The organism is Thermus hydrothermalis (genome assembly GCF_022760925.1).
Classification (GTDB): domain Bacteria; phylum Deinococcota; class Deinococci; order Deinococcales; family Thermaceae; genus Thermus; species Thermus hydrothermalis.
The window spans coordinates 23,678-41,282 of record NZ_JAKTNT010000020.1 but is presented as its reverse complement, the minus strand read 5'-3'; the positions used below and the strand labels follow the sequence as shown (position 1 = coordinate 41,282).

At 65.2% G+C, this 17,605-nt stretch carries 21 protein-coding genes, 1 tRNA gene and 1 pseudogene; 13 read left to right on the top strand and 10 right to left on the bottom strand.

What is annotated here, in order from left to right:
* Positions 1 to 191: 191 nt before the first annotated feature.
* From L0C60_RS11285 to L0C60_RS11270, 4 genes and pseudogenes are all read right to left on the bottom strand, one after another.
* On the bottom strand, positions 192 to 968 hold the full coding sequence (locus tag L0C60_RS11285) for a transposase (protein ID WP_423247975.1): 777 nt from the start codon (positions 966 to 968) through the stop codon (positions 192 to 194).
* A gap of 191 nt (positions 969 to 1,159) precedes the next feature.
* Positions 1,160 to 1,619 (bottom strand): annotated as a pseudogene (locus tag L0C60_RS12975) (transposase); the annotation flags it as partial.
* Positions 1,547 to 1,693: a hypothetical protein gene (locus tag L0C60_RS11275; RefSeq protein ID WP_243092777.1), complete on the bottom strand. Its 147-nt coding sequence runs from the start codon at positions 1,691 to 1,693 to the stop codon at positions 1,547 to 1,549. The pseudogene L0C60_RS12975 and the gene L0C60_RS11275, both read right to left, overlap by 73 nt.
* Before the next feature lie 327 nt (positions 1,694 to 2,020).
* Positions 2,021 to 2,095, bottom strand: a tRNA-Ala gene (locus L0C60_RS11270).
* A gap of 165 nt (positions 2,096 to 2,260) precedes the next feature.
* Between L0C60_RS11270 and rpsB the strand changes: the two genes are divergently transcribed.
* The 8 genes from rpsB to L0C60_RS11230 all read left to right on the top strand — a co-directional run bounded on the left by rpsB (position 2,261) and on the right by L0C60_RS11230 (position 8,602).
* On the top strand, positions 2,261 to 3,046 hold the full coding sequence (gene rpsB, locus L0C60_RS11265) for a 30S ribosomal protein S2 (protein WP_234505946.1): 786 nt from the start codon (positions 2,261 to 2,263) through the stop codon (positions 3,044 to 3,046).
* Positions 3,043 to 3,633, top strand: coding sequence for a translation elongation factor Ts (gene tsf, locus L0C60_RS11260; protein ID WP_234505943.1), 591 nt, complete (start codon positions 3,043 to 3,045; stop codon positions 3,631 to 3,633). The genes rpsB and tsf overlap by 4 nt, the downstream gene beginning before the upstream one ends.
* A 55-nt stretch (positions 3,634 to 3,688) precedes the next feature.
* Positions 3,689 to 4,393 carry a UMP kinase gene (pyrH, locus tag L0C60_RS11255; protein WP_071676420.1) on the top strand — a complete coding sequence of 235 codons (705 nt, stop codon included), beginning with the start codon at positions 3,689 to 3,691 and terminating at the stop codon, positions 4,391 to 4,393.
* Positions 4,394 to 4,405: 12 nt separating this feature from the next.
* Positions 4,406 to 4,963 (top strand): ribosome recycling factor, encoded by a 558-nt coding sequence (gene frr, locus L0C60_RS11250; protein ID WP_234505940.1) that lies wholly within the window; start codon positions 4,406 to 4,408, stop codon positions 4,961 to 4,963.
* Positions 4,964 to 5,032: 69 nt separating this feature from the next.
* Positions 5,033 to 5,863: a phosphatidate cytidylyltransferase gene (locus L0C60_RS11245; protein ID WP_234505937.1), complete on the top strand. Its 831-nt coding sequence runs from the start codon at positions 5,033 to 5,035 to the stop codon at positions 5,861 to 5,863.
* Positions 5,860 to 6,963 carry a 1-deoxy-D-xylulose-5-phosphate reductoisomerase gene (gene dxr, locus L0C60_RS11240; RefSeq protein ID WP_243092776.1) on the top strand — a complete coding sequence of 368 codons (1,104 nt, stop codon included), beginning with the start codon at positions 5,860 to 5,862 and terminating at the stop codon, positions 6,961 to 6,963. The genes L0C60_RS11245 and dxr overlap by 4 nt, the downstream gene beginning before the upstream one ends.
* Positions 6,960 to 7,970, top strand: a complete 1,011-nt coding sequence (locus L0C60_RS11235) for a M50 family metallopeptidase (RefSeq protein WP_234505932.1) — start codon at positions 6,960 to 6,962, stop codon at positions 7,968 to 7,970. Before dxr ends, L0C60_RS11235 begins: the two co-directional genes overlap by 4 nt.
* Complete coding sequence (locus L0C60_RS11230) at positions 7,970 to 8,602, top strand: glycosyltransferase family 2 protein (RefSeq protein ID WP_234505929.1); 633 nt, start codon at positions 7,970 to 7,972, stop codon at positions 8,600 to 8,602. Before L0C60_RS11235 ends, L0C60_RS11230 begins: the two co-directional genes overlap by 1 nt.
* Here L0C60_RS11230 and L0C60_RS11225 read toward each other — a convergent pair.
* The 6 genes from L0C60_RS11225 to L0C60_RS11200 form a co-directional block, all read right to left on the bottom strand.
* Positions 8,583 to 9,110 (bottom strand): hypothetical protein, encoded by a 528-nt coding sequence (locus L0C60_RS11225; protein ID WP_234505928.1) that lies wholly within the window; start codon positions 9,108 to 9,110, stop codon positions 8,583 to 8,585. The two genes, L0C60_RS11230 and L0C60_RS11225, sit on opposite strands and share 20 nt — an antisense overlap.
* Positions 9,111 to 9,896, bottom strand: coding sequence for a pyrroline-5-carboxylate reductase (gene proC / locus L0C60_RS11220; protein WP_234505925.1), 786 nt, complete (start codon positions 9,894 to 9,896; stop codon positions 9,111 to 9,113).
* Positions 9,893 to 11,092: an RsmB/NOP family class I SAM-dependent RNA methyltransferase gene (locus tag L0C60_RS11215; protein ID WP_234505922.1), complete on the bottom strand. Its 1,200-nt coding sequence runs from the start codon at positions 11,090 to 11,092 to the stop codon at positions 9,893 to 9,895. The genes proC and L0C60_RS11215 overlap by 4 nt, the downstream gene beginning before the upstream one ends.
* Positions 11,089 to 11,361, bottom strand: coding sequence for a stage V sporulation protein S (locus L0C60_RS11210; RefSeq protein WP_003044778.1), 273 nt, complete (start codon positions 11,359 to 11,361; stop codon positions 11,089 to 11,091). Before L0C60_RS11210 ends, L0C60_RS11215 begins: the two co-directional genes overlap by 4 nt.
* Before the next feature lie 91 nt (positions 11,362 to 11,452).
* Positions 11,453 to 11,890, bottom strand: coding sequence for a type II toxin-antitoxin system RatA family toxin (locus L0C60_RS11205; RefSeq protein ID WP_234505919.1), 438 nt, complete (start codon positions 11,888 to 11,890; stop codon positions 11,453 to 11,455).
* A 9-nt stretch (positions 11,891 to 11,899) separates the two neighbouring features.
* Entirely contained in the window at positions 11,900 to 12,334 is a 435-nt protein-coding gene (locus tag L0C60_RS11200) for a regulatory protein RecX (RefSeq protein ID WP_234505917.1), read from the bottom strand.
* A 23-nt stretch (positions 12,335 to 12,357) separates the two neighbouring features.
* Here L0C60_RS11200 and L0C60_RS11195 point away from each other — a divergent pair, with 23 nt between their 5' ends.
* The 5 genes from L0C60_RS11195 to L0C60_RS11175 all read left to right on the top strand — a co-directional run bounded on the left by L0C60_RS11195 (position 12,358) and on the right by L0C60_RS11175 (position 17,605).
* Positions 12,358 to 13,041: a metallophosphoesterase gene (locus L0C60_RS11195; protein WP_234505914.1), complete on the top strand. Its 684-nt coding sequence runs from the start codon at positions 12,358 to 12,360 to the stop codon at positions 13,039 to 13,041.
* Between the two features lie 41 nt (positions 13,042 to 13,082).
* Complete coding sequence (locus L0C60_RS11190; protein WP_234505911.1) at positions 13,083 to 13,838, top strand: MBL fold metallo-hydrolase; 756 nt, start codon at positions 13,083 to 13,085, stop codon at positions 13,836 to 13,838.
* A gap of 3 nt (positions 13,839 to 13,841) precedes the next feature.
* Complete coding sequence (locus L0C60_RS11185; RefSeq protein ID WP_234505909.1) at positions 13,842 to 14,390, top strand: CPBP family intramembrane glutamic endopeptidase; 549 nt, start codon at positions 13,842 to 13,844, stop codon at positions 14,388 to 14,390.
* A 144-nt stretch (positions 14,391 to 14,534) separates the two neighbouring features.
* Positions 14,535 to 16,547, top strand: coding sequence for a PrkA family serine protein kinase (locus L0C60_RS11180; RefSeq protein ID WP_234505908.1), 2,013 nt, complete (start codon positions 14,535 to 14,537; stop codon positions 16,545 to 16,547).
* Positions 16,544 to 17,605: a DUF444 family protein gene (locus tag L0C60_RS11175; protein WP_234505905.1), complete on the top strand. Its 1,062-nt coding sequence runs from the start codon at positions 16,544 to 16,546 to the stop codon at positions 17,603 to 17,605. Before L0C60_RS11180 ends, L0C60_RS11175 begins: the two co-directional genes overlap by 4 nt.

Genomic DNA, 17,605 nt, shown 5'->3' with positions numbered 1-17,605 from the left:
TTAGGCACGCCGCCAGCGTTCACCCTGAGCCAGGATCAAACTCTCCACAAAAAAACGCCACTAGGGCGTTGGATGCATTTGGCTTACGCCTGTTCCCGCGCTTTCAAGATCCCCCGCCGGTTCCACCGGCGCAAGCTCTACGTTAACAAGAAGCCCCTTCTCTGTCAAGGGGTTGCTCCCCTGAGCTCTCATCACTTTCCCCACCCCTGCACCCATTGCCGGGTAAAGACCCCCAAGCACCCGCACCGCCACGCCCCGCAGGGAAGGAGGAGCCTCCGCCAGAAGGAGGCGAGCCAAGCGAAAAAGGCTCTGCCCCTCAGGATGCGCCACCACCCTCTGCCCCGCAAAGCAGCCCCCAAAAGGACCAAAACCACCATCCCCAGAAACAAAAGCCAAAGCCATCCCCTAAGGCTCCCCTCCGTCCTCAGCCCGTGCCGGTCCAACCCAAAACCCCGCCCCTTCAGGTCCCGAAAAGCCTCCTCTATCCCCATCCGCAACCGGTACCCCCCAGGCTCCCATCCCTCAGGCGCCCAAAAGGCCGGATACCCGGGCTCCCGCTTCCCCTGGGCCAGGAAGAGCCCCACCTCCACCCCCCTCCCGTCGTGCCCAAAGGGACGAATCCGCTTGCCCTCGGCTCTAGGCACCTCCGGGTAGCGCTCCCCCTCCCCCGTCTCCACCTCCCGGTGGCGCAGGGGCCGGATGAGGAAACCCATGCCCCACTCCTGGAGCCGCCGCATCAGGGAAACCCGGTCAAAGCCCCGGTCCAGGAGGAAGAGGGGGACATACCCCAGGGCCTGGACCCCTAACTCGGTTCGGGCAAGGAAAGGGGGAATAGGCTTCCTTGGGCGAGGTGGGGAGCGGAGAGGAAGAGGGCCAGGTTGGTGCGCGCGGGTTTTCTGAGGGGCCGGAAGACCGTGGGGGCCCAGGTGGTGGTCTAAAGGAGGGGGGCATTCGCATACCTTACCCAACCCCCTCTTTAGTTTTCCCTTGGTCAAGCCCCTACAGGACTAAGTGATGGAAGCTCAGGATCGCCAGGGTGGGGGCCTGCTTAGATTGAGACCACAGCACGTATACCCCCTATGGGGCCACGAAAAAACCTGCACAGGTGCCCCGAAGCAATGCTTTGGAGTCCCTCCCTTGGCCCAGGTGTCGGTAATGCTCACCCAAGCATTTCCTGCACCATGAGGCCAAGATTGTGAGCCAGGACAAAGGAGCACACCGCCATGACGAAGCCCTCCTGGGTCAGGGCACGAATCCGCCTGGGAAAGGAGGCGTGGAGGGCGCTCCCCACCGCTTCCACCACCCGCCGCCCCACCATGGCCAGGTAGGCACATCGCACCCACTCTTCCCCCTTCGGATCCCCATGGGAATTATCCCCTGGAACTTCCCTGCAGGGGTCCTCATGGAGACGGCGCTCGTACCCCCGGTCCAGGTAGAGCCCAACCCCCTCGGGAAGGTCCAGGGGAAAGGGTTAAGTCATGAAGGCTTTCCGGGGTCAGGTTCACCTCGTGGATGGACTTCCCGTGGTCCACCAGGAGGTAGAGCTTCAGGCCGTGGAAGGGGATCCGCTCCCTGGGGATGAAGCCCCGGTGGTCAGGTCTCGGGCGAGGCCCAGGGCTTGGTTCTGCTTGCCTCCCCGTTCCATGGCGGCCAGGGTGAGGTGGCGGATGGAGGCGTCTTGGCTTGGGGGCATCGTCTAGAGTGCAGGAGGCCGTTTTGGTGCACGAAAGCATATCCGCCGCTATGGTTTCCAATCCGGGGATAGGTGGTAACTTAGATTTATGCTAACATGAAGGCGGGGGTTGGGACCTGGGCGTCTCTTTTTACGGGGAGTTATAGTGCCTCCCGGGTTCCCAATCCGTCCCCCTAAGATCCTACCGCCTTCGGACAAAGAAGGCTCTAGAGAAGCCTGCTTACAAAGCAAATCGGTGTTTCGCACCACCTGGCACATAGGGTCTTCTGCCCAACCAAAGCACCCCCCGGCCACGCTACCGGGGGGTGAAGCTTTGCGTCCTGGACTTGGTGGAGCGGAGGGGATTTGAACCCCTGACCTCCCGCTTGCAAGGCGGGTGCTCTCCCTCTGAGCTACCGCCCCGCGCCCTAGGGAGTATAGCCCAAAGGGGGGGCTTACGCAAAGGGGAAAGGCCCCCTATAATCGGAGAGGTGTGCCGGACCAGCCCGCCAGGCAGGGGAAGGTCCTGCGGGAACGAGGCCGGCGCACGGGAAACGCCAAGCCCAACCTTCCCCGAACGGGAGGAATATGCCTGTAAACATCAGCGTGAAGGAACTCTTGGAAGCCGGGGTGCACTTCGGCCACGAGCGCAAGCGTTGGAACCCCAAGTTCGCCCGCTACATCTATGCGGAGCGCAACGGCATCCACATCATTGACCTGCAAAAGACCATGGTGGAGCTGGAGCGCACCTTCCGCTTCCTCGAGGACCTGGCCATGCGGGGCGGCACGGTGCTCTTCGTGGGCACCAAGAAGCAGGCCCAGGACATCGTGCGCATGGAGGCGGACCGGGCGGGGATGCCCTACGTGAACCAGCGCTGGCTGGGCGGGATGCTCACCAACTTCAGGACCATCGCCCAGCGGGTGAACCGCCTGGAAGAGCTGGAAGCCCTCTTCGCCTCCGAGGCCATTCAGGACCGCCCCAAGAAGGAGCAGGTGCGCCTCAAGCACGAACTGGAACGCCTCCAGAAGTACCTCTCGGGCTTCCGCCGGCTCAAGCGCCTGCCCGACGCCATCTTCGTGGTGGACCCCACCAAGGAAGCCATCGCCGTGCGGGAGGCCAGGAAGCTCTTCATCCCCGTCATCGCCCTAGCGGACACGGACTCCGACCCCGACCTGGTGGACTACATCATCCCCGGCAACGACGACGCCATCCGCTCCATCCAGCTCATCCTCTCCCGGGCGGCGGACCTGATCATTGAGGCCCGGGGCGGGGTGGTGGAGCCCTCCCCCTCCTACGCCCTGGTGGAGGAGGCGGAGCGCCAGGCCCAGATGGCCACCGAGGACTTCGGCGGCGAGGACGAGGTGGAAGCATGAGCCAGATGGAACTCATCAAGAAGCTACGCGAGGCCACGGGGGCCGGGATGATGGACGTGAAGAAGGCCCTCGAGGACGCCGGCTGGAACGAGGAAAAGGCGGTGCAGCTCCTCCGGGAACGGGGGGCTATGAAGGCCGCCAAGAAGGCGGAACGGGAGGCCCGCGAGGGGATCATCGGCCACTACATCCACCACAACCAGCGGGTGGGGGTGTTGGTGGAGCTCAACTGCGAAACCGACTTCGTGGCCCGCAACGAGCTCTTCCAGGCCTTGGCCAAGGATTTGGCCATGCACATCGCCATGATGAACCCCCGCTACATCTCCGCCGCGGAGATCCCCGCCGAGGAGCTGGAGAAGGAGCGGCAGATCTACATCCAAGCCGCCCTGAACGAGGGCAAGCCCCAGCAGATCGCCGAGAAGATCGCCGAAGGCCGCCTGAAAAAGTACCTGGAGGAAGTGGTCCTCCTGGAGCAGCCCTTCGTCAAGGACGAAAAGGTCAAGGTGAAGGAGCTCATCCAAGAGGCCATCGCCAAGACCGGGGAGAACATCGTGGTGCGGCGCTTCTGCCGCCTGGAACTGGGGGCGTAAGCCATGCGGCCAAACCGGGGCCCCGCCTAGAAGGGCCCCGGTTTTTCCTAAAGCCATGAAGTACAAGCGCGTCCTCCTCAAGCTTTCCGGCGAGTTCTTAACCTCCAACGGCTTCGGTATAGAACCCGAGGCCACCAAGGCCTTAGCCCGGGAGATCAAGGCCGCCTACGAAACCGGGGTGCAGCTCGCCATCGTGATTGGGGCGGGAAACCTCTGGCGCGGGGCGCGCCAGGGGGTGGGGATGGACCGGGCCACCGCCGACTACATCGGCATGCTGGCCACCATCATGAACGCCTTGGCCCTCCAGGACGCCCTGGAGGCCTTGGGCATCCCCACCCGGGTCCAGACCGCCCTCACCATCACCCAGGTGGCGGAGCCCTATATCCGCCGCCGCGCCCTAAGGCACCTGGAGAAAGAGCGCATCGTCATCTTCGGGGGCGGCACGGGGAACCCCTTCTTCTCCACCGACACCGCTGCCGCCCTAAGGGCCTTGGAGGTGGGGGCCGAGGTGGTCCTCATGGCCAAAAACAAGGTGGACGGGGTCTACTCCGATGACCCCCGCAAGAACCCGAACGCCGTGCGCTTTGACGAGCTCACCTACCTAGAGGTCCTAAACCGCGGCCTCCAGGTGATGGACACCACCGCCATCACCCTGTGCATGGAGGCGGGGCTTCCCATCGTGGTTTTTGACATCTTCAAGCCAGGCGCCCTGGTGGGTATTATCCAAGGGGAAAAGGTGGGCACCCTCATCCACGCCTAGAAAGGAGGCGCCATGACCCTGAAGGAGCTGTACGCAGAAACCCGAAGCCACATGCAAAAGAGCCTCGAGGCCCTGGAGCACAACCTGGCGGGCCTGCGCTCGGGGCGGGCCAACCCCGCCCTGCTCCTCCACCTCAAGGTGGAGTACTACGGCACCCACGTTCCCCTCAACCAGATCGCCACCGTCAGCGCCCCAGATGCCCGGACCCTGGTGGTCCAGTCCTGGGACCAGAACGCCCTAAAGGCCATTGAGAAGGCCATCCGCGACTCCGACCTGGGCCTGAACCCCGCCAACAAGGGGGATGCCCTCTACATCAACATCCCTCCCCTCACGGAGGAAAGGCGCAAGGAGCTGGTCAAGGCGGCCCGCCACTACGCCGAGGAGGGCCGGATAGCCATCCGCAACATCCGCCGGGAGGCCCTGGAGAAGCTCAAGAAGCTGGCCAAGGACCTCCACCTCTCCGAGGACGACACCAAGCGGGCCGAGGCGGAGATCCAGAAGATCACGGACGAGTTCATCGCCAAGGCGGACGAGCTTTTGGAAAAGAAGGAGCAGGAGATCCTGGGCTAGGCCCAGGGCAAGGGGCGGCGTGCGGGCGCTAAAGGCGGCGGAACCGCCCTCCCTTGCCGGGGGTGGGGGATGACGGGACGGGAGGACCTTCCCACCCGGGTGGTTTCCGCCCTGGTGGGGGCGGCGCTCCTCCTTTTCGTCCTCTGGGCCGGGGTGGTCCTGATCCTGCCCACCCTGGTCCTGGTCCTCCTTTTGGGGGCGCTGGAGCTCAAGGAGATGCTGGCCCGGCGGGGCATCCGCCTCAACCTCCCCCTTCTCCTCGTGGGGGGCGTGGGGGTCTACCTCTTTTCCCTGCCCACCCTCTACTGGCACTTCCCCCAGGTGCCCTGGCGGGAGGTAGCCCTGGGGCTTTTCCTCATGGCGAGCTTCAGCTACGAGCTCCTCAAGGGGGCGGACATCCCCCGCTTCGCCTTTACCCTCTTCGCCTTCCTCTACCTGCCTTGGAGCCTGGGCTACGTCCTCCTCCTGCGGGAAACCCCCGACGGCACGCTGGGGCTTTGGACCCTAAGCCTGCCCATCGTGGCCAGCTTCGCCACGGACATCGGGGCCTACTTCGCAGGCCGGGCCTTTGGCCGCCGGAAGCTCGCCCCCGAGATCAGCCCCGGGAAGACCCTCGAGGGCTCCCTAGGGGGCATATTGGTGAGCTTTCTGGCCCTGGTGGCCTACACCGGATGGGTGCGGGAGGTCTTCCCCTTCGGCCTTTTGGAGCTTTGGCTCTTTAGCCTCCTCCTCTCCCTGGCGGCGCAACTCGGCGACCTGGCGGAGTCCATGCTCAAGCGCTTCGCCGGGGTGAAGGACTCCGGGCGCTTCCTGCCGGGGCACGGGGGGCTTTTGGACCGCATAGATAGCCTCCTTTTCACCTTCCCCCTCACCTACTTTCTGGTGGTGCTCTTCACATGAAACGGGTAGTCATCCTGGGTTCCACGGGCTCCATCGGGCGGCAGGCCCTGGAGGTCTGCCGCTGGCGGGGCTATAGGGTGGTGGGCCTCGCCGCCGGGAAAAACCTGGAAACGCTCTCCCAACAGATCGCCGAGTGGAAGCCCCTCCTGGTGGCGGCGGACGAAAGCCTCCACCCCGAGCTTAGGGCGCACTTCCCCGGCCTAAAGCTCGCCACCCCCGAGGAGGTGGCCGCCCTGGAGGCGGAGGTGGCGGTGGCGGCCATCCCGGGCCTGGCGGGTCTTGCCCCCACCCGGGTGGCGGCCCAAACGGGCAAGCGCATCGCCCTCGCCAACAAGGAGGCCATGGTGGCGGCGGGCCCCCTCCTTTGGCAGGAGGTGGAGGCCGCTCGGGCGGAGATCCTCCCCGTGGATTCCGAGCACTCGGTCCTTTTCCAAGCCCTCCTCGGGGAAAGGCGGGAGGATGTGGCCGAACTCATCCTCACCGCAAGCGGGGGGCCTTTCCTAAGGGCCCCCGAGGATCTCTCCCAGGTGACCCCGGAGATGGCCCTGAACCACCCCCGCTGGCGGATGGGGCCCAAGGTCACCGTGGACTCCGCCACCCTCTTTAACAAGGGCCTCGAGGTCCTCGAGGCCAAGGAGCTCTTCCGCTTTCCCCTGGAGAAGATCAAGGTCCTCGTCCACCCCCAGGCCTACGTCCACGGCTTGGTGCGCTTCGTGGACGGGAACCTCAAAGCGGCCCTGGGCCCCACGGACATGCGGCTTTTCATCCAGTACGCCCTCACCTACCCCGAGCGGGCGGAAACCCCCTTAAAGGACCTCCCCCTCCCCGGGGTCCTGGAGTTCTTGGAGCCTGACCTGAACCGCTTCCCCGCCCTGAAGGTGGCCTACGAGGCGGGCAAGCGGGGCGGGGTCGCCCAGGTGGCGGTTTCCGCCGCCGACGAAGTGGCGGTGGAGGCCTTCTTGGCGGGCCGCATCCCCTTCACCCGCATCCCGGAGATCCTCGCCCGGGTCCTGGAAGCCACCCCCTCCCTTCCCCTAACATGGGAGAACCTCTTCGCCGTGGACGCTTGGGCCCGGGAAGAGGCCAAGAGGTGGGCATGAGCCTTCTTTGGTTTCTCCTCATCATCGGCGTGAGCGTCTTCGTGCACGAGCTTGGGCACTACCTGGCGGCCAAGCTCCAGGGGGTGCGGGTCAAGGCCTTCAGCGTGGGCTTCGGGCCCATCCTCCTGAGGCGGCAAGCCTTCGGCACCGAGTGGCGGCTTTCCGCCATCCCCTTGGGCGGCTACGCCGACATTGAAGGCCTCCTCCCCGAGGAGCGAGGCCGAGGCTACGACGCCCTCCCCTTCCTCGGGAAACTCCTCGTCCTGGTGGCCGGGGTGGCGATGAACGTGCTCTTGGCCTGGGGGCTTCTCGGCTACCTCTTTAGCGCCCAAGGGGTGCCCGAGGCCACGGGCCGGGCGGTGGTCCTGGAGGTGGTGCCGGGGAGTCTGGCGGAAAGGGCGGGGCTAAAGCCCCAAGACGTCCTCCTCGCCGTGGACGGCATCCCCTTCCAAAAGCCCCAGGACATTGAGAAGGTTAAGACGCCAGGCCCCCACACCCTCACCGTGCTCCGCCACGGGGAAGAGGTCCAACTCTCCCTCACCTGGGAGCCGGGGATGGAGCGGCTTGGGCTCGTCTACCAGCCGGAGGTGGCCTACCGCCGGGTGGGCTTTGGGGAGGGGCTTCTCCTGGCGGCAAGCCGCACCCTGGCCTTCGGCCCGGAGATGGTGCGGGCCCTGGTGGGGGGGCTTTTCGGGGTGCTTTCGGGCAACCCCAATAGCGGGGTCATGGGGCCGGTGGGCATCGTGGCGGAAACGGGACGGGCGGCCCAGGAGGGGCTTTTCCGCCTGGTGGAACTCATGGCGGCCATCAACCTCTCCCTGGCCCTCTTCAACCTCCTCCCCATCCCCGCCCTGGACGGGGGGCGGATCCTCCTCCTCTTCCTCGGCCGCCTCTTCCGCATCCGCCCCGAACAGGAGGCGGTGGTCCACTACCTGGGCTTCCTCTTCCTCATCCTCCTCGTTCTCTTGGTCACCTTCCAGGACCTGAGGCGGCTTCTGGGGGGCTGATGGCGGCCACGGTCCTCATCCCCGCCTATAACGAGGAGGCCACCATCGCCCAGGTGGTGCGGGTGGCCCAGGAAGCGGGCTTTCCCGTGGTGGTGGCGGACGATGGCTCTAAGGACGGCACGGCCCAAAGGGCCGAGGAGGCGGGGGCGGAGGTGGTGCGCCTCCCCGAGAACCGGGGCAAGGGCGGGGCCATCGCCGAGGGGCTTAAGCGGGTAATGACCCCCCACGTGATCCTCCTGGACGCCGACCTCCTCGGGCTCAAGCCCGAACACCTCCACGCCCTTCTGGACCCCGTGCGCAGGGGAGAGGCGGAGATGGCCGTGGGGGTCTTCCAGGGGGGGCGGCTTTCCACGGACCTGGCCATGCGCCTCACCCCCTTCCTCTCGGGGCAGCGGGCCCTGGCCACCCCAGCCCTCCGGGAGGTGCCGGGCCTGGAAAGGGCCCGCTACGACCTAGAACTCCTCCTCACCCGCCACGCCAAGGCCCGGGGCTGGCGGGTGCGCTACCTGCCCTTGCCGGGGGTGAGCCAGGTGATGAAGGAGGAGAAGCGGGGCCTTCTCCCGGGGTTTCTCCACCGGATGCGCATGTACCGGGAGATCCTCCGCTACTACCTCAGGGCGCACCTGGGGTGAAGCGGAGGAGCTCCACCCAGGCCTCCCCCGCCCGGTAGGCCACCACCCCCAGGCCCGGGACCAGGTAAAGCTCCTTGAGGTCGGTGCCCCCCTTTTCCGTGGTGTAGGCCACCCGCACCCGGTAGGCGTTGAAGGCACCCCCTTGGACCTTCACCCCCTCCACGCCCTCCACCCGGGCGGAAAGGGCCACCCGCTGCCCCCGGAAGCGGGCGTTTCCCCCCCAGGCCACCCCGGGGGAAAGCCGGGCCGGGTAGAGCAGGAGGGGGGGGTCAAAGGGGAAGTACCCCTCGGGGAAGCCCACCCCCAGGAGGTAAACCCCTTCGGGGGCAAGGCGGAGCCGGTCTTCCCGGAAGACCCGCCCCTCCCTCAGGTAGCGCAGGCGGAAGCCCTCCGGGTATGGGAGGAGTTCTTGGAGCGTGCCGTCGGAGTAGGCGTAGCGGCCTCCCCCCGGGGGGAAGGCTTGGGCCAAGGCCAGGAGGAAAAGGGGGAGAAGGGCCAAGAGGCGCACCTACTCCGCCTCCCCGAGCTCGTGCCCCCGCCGGGTGGCCGCCTCCACCGCCTCAAAGAAGGCGGCGCGGAGGGCGCGGGCCTCGAGGGCGTGCAGGCCGTGGATGGTGGTGCCCCCGGGGCTCGCCACCTCGTCCTTTAGCTGGGCGGGATGGCGGGTCTTGAGGAGCTCCCCCGTGGCCGCCAAGGCCTCCGCCGCCAGGCGCAGGGCCAGGGCCCTGGGCATCCCCATCTTCACCCCGGCGTCCGCCAAGGCCTCCGCCACCACCGCCAGGTAGGCGGGGGCGGAAGCGGACATGGCGGTGAAGGGGTCAAAGAGGTGCTCCGGGATCTCGTACACGTCCCCCACGGTGGCAAAAAGGGCCCGGGCGAAGTCTAGGTCCTTCGCCTCCCGGGCCTCGCGCAACGCCGTGAGGGCGGTGGAGCTTTCCCCGATCACCGCCGCCAGGTTGGGCATGGCCCGCACCACCCGCCTCGAGTCCAGCCTACGGGCGAGGACCGCCGTGGACACCCCCGCCATGATGGAGATATACCCCACCTGGGGGAAGGCGATCTCCGGGGCCAGGTGGGGGAAGTCCCTGGGCTGCACCGCCAGGAGGACCCGCTCCGCCTGCGCCAGGTCCTTGAGGCTCAGGGGTTTGATGCCAAAGGCGCGCGCCAACTCCTCCGTGCGCTCCGGGGTGCGCCCCACCACCCCCACCTCCTCGGGGCGCAAAAACCCCCGTTCCAGGGCCCCTTTCAGGATGCTCCGGCCCATCTTCCCCAGGCCCAAGAAGGCAAGCCTCATGCCCTAGAGTCTACCTTCCGCAGGCGCAGGTAATAAAACCCGTCCAAGCCCCCCTCCGGGGCCACGTGTACCCCAAGGCCCTCCCGAAGCACCGGCAAGGGGCAGGAAAAGGGCTCGAGGCGGAACTCGGGGTGCCTGGCCAGAAACGCCCGCGCCACCCCTTCCCCCTCCTCCTCCGTCAAGGAGCAGACGGCGTAGACCAGCACCCCTCCCGCCTCCGTGGCCGAGGCGGCAGTTTCCAAAAGCTTTAGCTGAAGCTCGGCCATGCGGCCTGGGTCCTCCGGGGCGAGGCGGTAGCGGCGCTCGGGGTGGCTGCGGAAGGTGCCCGTGCCGGTGCAGGGGGCATCCAGAAGCACCTTCTTCGCCCGCTCGGGGATAGGGAGGGTGAGGTCCTGGGTGCGGTAGGCCACCTTTAGGCCGAGCTTCTCCGCCGTGCGCTTGCCCGCCTCCTGCCGCTTGGGGTTGAGGTCGTAGGAAACCACCTCCGCCCCGCGGCTTGCCCAATAAAACGCCTTTAGCCCCGCCCCGCCGCAAAGGTCCAAGACCTTCTCCCCCCTTTGCGCCTCTAGGAGCTGGGCGGCGAAGAGCGAGGCGGGGTTTTGCGGCTGGAGGCCAAGGGCGGAGAAATCGGTCTTCGTGCCCTCCCAGACGTAGCTATCGGGGATAGGCCCGGGCCTTAGCCCCTCCACCTGGCGCAAGGCGGTGACGAAAAGGGGAGCGGGCTCGTTGAAGCCTTGGGCGAAGTCCAGGCTCCCGAAAAAGCCCCGCCACCTCTCGCAAAGCCAGTCGGGAAGGGAAAGGCGCACGCACTCCGGGGCCTCCCTGGGCGCCAAGCGGCGCAAGACGGCGTTCACGAGCCCGGCGAGCCGGGGGTAGCGCCCCTTCACCGCCTCCACCCAGGGGCTCACCCGGGCGTGGTCGGGCTTGCCCAAGAGCCACTCCAACGCCCCAAGGCGCAAGGCCCAGCGCACCAAGGGAGGGAGCTTCTCCGGATGCGGCAGGTGGGGGGCGAGGAGGTGGTCCAAAAGCCGAAGGCGCCTAAGGGCCCCGTAGACCAGGTGGGTAACGTAGGCCTTGTCCCTTTCCGGCCAGGCCACCCGGTCCAGGGCCCGGTCCAGAAGTTGCTGGGCCCCTCCCCCCCGCTCCACCTCGAGGAGAAGGGCGAGGGCCAGGGCCCTAGGGTTCGCGGCCCTCAAGACTCCAGGGGATGGGCCTTGATGCTGAACTTCAGGGCGGTCCGCTCCTCGTTCTCCAGCTCCAGCTTGACGAAGGCGGGCTTGACCACCAGGTCCAGGTTATCGGGGGCGATGTACCCCCGGGCGATGGCGATGGCCTTCACCGCCTGGTTCACCGCCTGGGGCCCGATGGCCTGCACCTCCACCTCGCCTTTGGTGCGCAAAAGCGCCGCAATGGCGCCGGCCACGGAGTTGGGGCGGGACTTGGAAGAGACGCGCAACGTTTCCACTTTGACCTCCTGAAAGCTCTTGGGCCACCCCGTTCGGCAAAAACATGGGCGGCTTCAGGACCATGCTAGAGCAAACCGCCCTCTTATGCAACTAGCTGGCCAAAACCCGATCCTCCAGACCCTTGAGTACGGACTGCGCATTTTCCTGCATCAGCTTGTGAATCAATCGGCGCAAGAGGGGACCAAAAATAGGGATGGTTAACTCGTAGGTTATGTTCAAAACAACCCTGGTACCCTCGCCCTCACGAATAAATTCCCATGTCCCCTCATAGCGGTCAAAATCACCTTCGGGTGACCAAAAGCGGTTGCGGAGATGGGCGTCATCCCATTCCTCCTCCTCAATCCAACGGACCTTCTTGCCCATCGCCACCCCTACCCACTCCGTCCGGGTCCGGTTTGCCTCTTGGTGAAGAAGGCGAAGGGTTTGTACGTCTTTCAGAAAAGGCTTTAAGCCCTCCAGATCCTTGGCTAAGGCGTATACCTTCTCAGGAGGAGCCAGGATAAAGCGCTCAACATGGACCTCAGGCATGGGCTCTTTTTACCCCCTTTGCTCCTCCTTGACAAGCCGGTAGGCCTCGAGGGCCACGGAAAGGGGGAAACCCCTTCCTTGCAAGAAGCGCACCGCCTTGGCCTGGTCGTGGCGGCGGGGGTAGCGGCGAAGCGCCTTTAAGGCTGCCTCTAGGACCTCTTCTTCCCCCATTCCCCCAAGCACCTCCGCCACCACCTCCTCCGCCACCCCCTGGGCCCGGAGCAGGTGGCGGAGCTTGGCGGGGCCAAACTTGCGCCGGGCGGCCACGAAGGTTTCCGCAAAGGCCCGGTCATCCAGGTAGCCTAACTCCTCCAGCCGGGCCAAGGCCGCCTCCACCTCCCCTTCGGGGAAGCGGGCGAGGAGCTTTTCTTGGAGGCGCCGCCGGCTCAGGCCCCGGCGGGCCAAGAGCCTGAGGGCATAGGCCAAGGCTTCCGACTCCCCCACCCCTTTAGGGTACGCTATGGCCCATGCGGGTCTATGCCATCGCCGACCCCCACCTTTCCCGCGTCCACCCCAAGCCCATGACCGTCTTCGGTCCCGCTTGGCAGGGGCACCCGGAGGCCTTTTTCCGGGGCTGGCGGGAGGTGGTGGGGGAAGGGGATCTGGTCCTCATCCCGGGGGACATCTCCTGGGCCATGCGCCTCGGCGAGGCCATTCCCGACCTCTTGGACCTCGCCGCTCTGCCGGGCAAAAAGGTGCTCCTCAAGGGCAACCATGACTACTGGTGGCCCTCCATCAGCCGCCTAAGGGCTGTCTTGCCTGAAGGGATGTACGCCCTGCAAAACGATGCCCTGGTCCTGGAGGGGGTGGCGGTGGCCGGGACCCGGGGCTGGCAGTACCCGCCTCCAAGCCCAGAGGACGAGAGGATCTTCGCCCGGGAGGTGGAAAGGCTTAGGCTCTCCCTCAAGGACCTCGAGGGCAAACCCTACCGGCACCTGGTGGTGGCCTTCCACTTTCCCCCTTTTGGTCCCGGGGGGGAGGCCACGCCGCTTCTGGAGCTCGCCGCCCAAGCCAAGCCGGACGCCATCGTCTACGGCCACCTTCATGGGGCGGACCCTAGCAAGCTTCCCTGGGCATACCAGGGGATTCCTCTCCACTTGGTTTCCGCCGACGCCTTAGCGTTCCGCCCCAAGAAGATCCTGGAAGTTTAGCCAAAGCCCATGAGACTTGTCTTTCACTTTATACTAAATACATGCGGAACTGGAAACCCCTAGGCAATGGCGTAGAAAGTCTTTTTTTGGTTACACCTCTTACCTGGTGGATAAACTTTGGCGTGTATATTTACCAATACAAGGGATTCCAAATTGACGCTGGCCCCCTTCGCACCTTGCGTTATAGAAGTCGTGCGGAAGCCCTTTTCATCACCCACACCCATGAGGACCATGCTGGGGGAGCAGCCCGCCTTTCCCTGCCTATTTTCACCGGGAAAGAAGCAGCATACCTTTTACAAAATCCCCCTGCCCTCTCCCTATACCGGCGTCTGGTATGGGGAACGGTGAAACCCGTACGCGCCCAAGCTGCGGAGCGGGTAGGTTCTTTTTTCATCCTCCCCACGCCAGGACATTCGCCCGACCATGTGGTCATATACGACGAAGAGGCAGGGTTGGTCTTTGGGGGCGATCTTTTTCTTTCGGTGAGGGCCAACGTTGCTCCCCCCGGCTTTGATGTAGAAGCCCTCATGCAAAGCCTGCGGAAGGTGATGGAGCTTAAACCACGGCGCTTCTTCTGCGCCCATGCCGGGGATGTGGCAAATCCACTCCAGGCCTTAGCAGCAAAATTGGAGTTTCTAGAAAAAACCCGCGAACAGGCCCTTAAGCTAAAACAGAAGGGTTTTCATGTCACCGAAATCCGCGACCGCCTCTTTGGTGGAGAGAGCCCTTGGGCCCTTTTGTCTGGGGGGACAATGAGCCGCCTACGCTTCGTGCGTGCTCTGCTGAAGGAAGATTAGTCCATGCGAAACCTCGGGCTACTGTTTGCCCTACAAGGTGGGCTTCTTCTCCTCGGAACTTCAGGCATGCTTTTACTGGGACTTCCCTTGAATACACCCCAACCGGAACAGGGCATATGGGTAGCCGTGGCTTTGCTACTTTCGCTATGGTATTTGGAAATACTTTTCCAAAAGGGCTTCCCCGCCTCCTTTTTGGAGGTAGAAAGACTCCACCGCGAACTGGGCGCAGCCCTGCGGCAGGCAGGACTAGGTCCACCTGCTCTTCTCCTGCTAGCCTTTCTTTCTGGGACAGCCGAGGAGATTTTTTTTCGGGGCCTCCTCCAAAGCCTCCTGATCTCTTGGCTGGGACCAGGAGGCCTTTTCCTCCAGGCCTTCCTCTTCGCCCTCCTCCACCCCGCCCCCAAGCGGGCCTTCGCCTACCCCCTGTACACGGGGGCGGCCGGGCTCCTCTTCGGCCTTAGCTACCTCCTCACGGGAAGCCTCCTCCCCGGCATCCTGGCCCACTTCCTCCACAACGCCCGGGGGTTTTACCAGCTTTGGCGGGAAGCCTAATCTGACAGCCTTTGAACCAAGCTAACATTTTGCCGGCTTTCGGGGCTTTTGCCTAGGGCACGCACCACAATTTCCCTCAGGAACGTGGTACAATGAGGTCAAGCTATGACAACTCCCGCCAAGCCCCTATGAAGGAGGGCGCACATGAACGAGCTGGAGCGCATCCGCCGCCGCCAGGACCTCGAGGCCTACCGGGCCCTAAGCTGGGAAGGCTCCTTCGCCGACTACCTGCGCCTCCTCAAGGAGGACCCGAGGCCTCTAAGGACCAGCTTCCAGCGGGTCCACGACATGATCCTGGCCCACGGGGTGGAGGAGTACACCCTCTTCCGGGAAAAGCTTCTCCACTACCGCTTCTTTGATGACCCCTTTGAAGGGGGCAAGGACGCCATCTTCGGCCTGGACAAGCCCCTCATGCGCCTGGTGGCCACCCTGAAGGCAGCGGCCCACCGCCTGGGCCCCGAGCGCCGCATCCTCCTCCTCCACGGCCCCGTGGGCTCGGCCAAAAGCACCATCGCCCGCCTTCTCAAGAAGGGCCTGGAGGCCTACAGCCGCACGGAGGAGGGCAGGCTTTTCACCTTCTACTGGAAGACCCCCGAAGGCCCCCTCCCCTGCCCCATGCACGAGGAGCCCCTCCACCTCCTGCCCGCGGACATCCGGCAGGAGTTCTTGGAGGAGCTCAGGGCGCTTCACCCCGAGTACCCATACCCCCTCGAGGTGGAGGGCGACCTCTGCCCGGTGTGCCGCTTCCAGATGCGGGAAGCCCTGGCCCGCTACCAAGGGGACCTGGCCGCCGTTTTGGAGCGCGAGGTGGTGGTGAAGCGGCTCGTCCTCTCGGAGAAGGACCGCGTGGGCATCGGCACCTTCCAGCCCAAGGACGAGAAGAACCAGGACGCCACGGAGCTCACCGGGGACATCAACTACCGCAAGGTGGCCATCTACGGCTCGGACTCCGACCCCCGGGCCTTCAACTTTGACGGGGAGCTCAACATCGCCAACCGGGGCCTGGTGGAGTTCATTGAGATCCTGAAGCTGGACGTGGCTTTCCTCTACGACCTCCTCACCGCTAGCCAAGAGCACAAGATCAAGTCCAAGAAGTTCGCGCAGACGGACATAGACGAGATTATCCTTGGGCACACAAACGAGCCTGAATATAGGAAACTTCAGGCCAACGAGTACATGGAAGCCCTGCGGGACCGGACCATCAAGATTGACATCCCCTACATCCTGCGGGTTTCCGACGAGGTGAAGATCTACCAGCGGGACTTCGCCAAGGTAAGGGGCAAGCACATCGCCCCCCACACCCTGGAGATGGCCGCCACCTGGGCCGTCCTGACCCGGCTGGAACCCCCGCGGCGGGCCGGGCTCACCCTGATGCAGAAACTTAAGCTCTACGACGGCAAGCTCCTTCCCGGCTGGACGGAGGAGGCGGTGCGGGAACTGATGCAGGAGGCTAAGCGGGAAGGCCTGGAAGGGATTAGCCCCCGCTACATCCAGGACAAGATCTCCAACGTCCTCGTCACCAGCGAGGAACCCTGCATCAACCCCTTCATGGTCATGAACGAGCTAGAGGAGGGGCTCAAGCACCACTCCCTGATCTCCGACGAGAAGACCAAGGAACGCTACAAGGCCCTCCTGCAGGAGGTCAAGGCGGAGTACGCCGAGATTGTGAAAAACGAGGTGCAACGGGCCATCGCCGCCGACGAGGAGGCCCTAAACCGCCTCTTCCACAACTACATTGACCACGTGAAGGCCTACGTGCTGGGGGAAAAGGTGAAAAACCCCTACACCGGGGCCCCCGAGCCCCCCAACGAAAGGCTCATGCGCTCGGTGGAGGAAAGGATTGAAATCCCCGAGTCCCGCAAGGACGATTTCCGCCGGGAGATCATGAACTACATCGGGGCCCTGGCCCTGGAAGGGCGGCAGTTCACCTACAAGGACAACGACCGCCTCCGCCGCGCCTTGGAGCTCAAGCTCTTTGAGGACCAGAAGGACACCATCCGGCTCTCCGCCCTGGTTTCCGGGGTGGTGGACCCGGAGACCCAGGCCAAGATTGACGTGGTAAAGGCCAGGCTCATCCGCGACCACGGCTACTGCGAGCACTGCGCCGCAGGCGTCCTCGAGTTCGCCGCCTCCCTCTTCGCCCGGAGCGAACGATGACCCCTGGGGAAGGCTTCCTGCCCATCGCCCGCGACCTGGAGCGCTTCAAGGAGATCGTCCGGGGCGAGGTGAAGAAGCGGGCCCGGGAGTTCCTGACCCGGGAGGAGCTCTTCGGCCAGGTGGAGGGGCGGCTCGTCTCCATCCCTCTGCCCCAGCTGGAGTTGCCCAAGATCGTCCACGGCGAGCCCGTAGGGGAAGGCCTGGGCCTTGGGGGCCCGGGGGAGGAGGCGTTGGGGCCCGGGGGGCACATCCCCGTGGCCGAGCTGGAGCTGGAGGAGTTTTTGGACCTCATGGGGGAGGCCCTGCGCCTGCCCCGCCTCCTGCCCAAGGGAGAGGGGGAGGTCACGGAGGAGGCCTTCCGCTACACCACCATCGCCCGTAAGGGCCCACGGGGGCTTCGCCACGTGCGCCGCACCCTGAAGGAAAGCCTCCGGCGGGCCCTCCTCACCGGGGAGTACCGCCCGGAAAACCCCCTTCTGGTGCCCGAGAAGGAGGACCTCCGCTACAAGGCCCCCAAGAACCAACCCAAGCCCCACGCCCAGGCGGTGGTCCTCTTCGCCTTGGACGTCTCGGGGAGCATGCGGGAGGAGGAGTTAAGGCTGGTGAAGACCCTCTCCTTCTGGATCACCCTCTGGATCAAGCGCCACTTCCCCCGCCTGGAAAGGCGCTACCTCCTCCACGATGCCGAGGCGTGGGAGGTTTCCGAGGAGGAGTTCTTCCGCGCCCGGGAGGGCGGGGGCACGCGGCTTTCCAGCGCCCTCCTCCTGGCGGAGGAGATCCTCAAGGCCTACCCCCCGGCCTTCTACAACCGCTACCTCTACCACTTCTCCGACGGGGAGAACTGGCAGGGGGATACCCCCATCGCCCTCGAGGCCCTAAAGCGCCTCCTCCCCTCCCTCGCCCTCTACGGCTACGCCCAGGTGGAGGGCCCCTACGGCCAGGGCCGCTTCCTCGAGGAGGTGCGGGAGGCCTTGGCGGGCCAGGAAGGCCTCGCCACCGCCGAGGTGCGGGGCCGGGAAGACCTCCCCCAAGCCCTCAGGCGCCTATTGGGAGGGTAG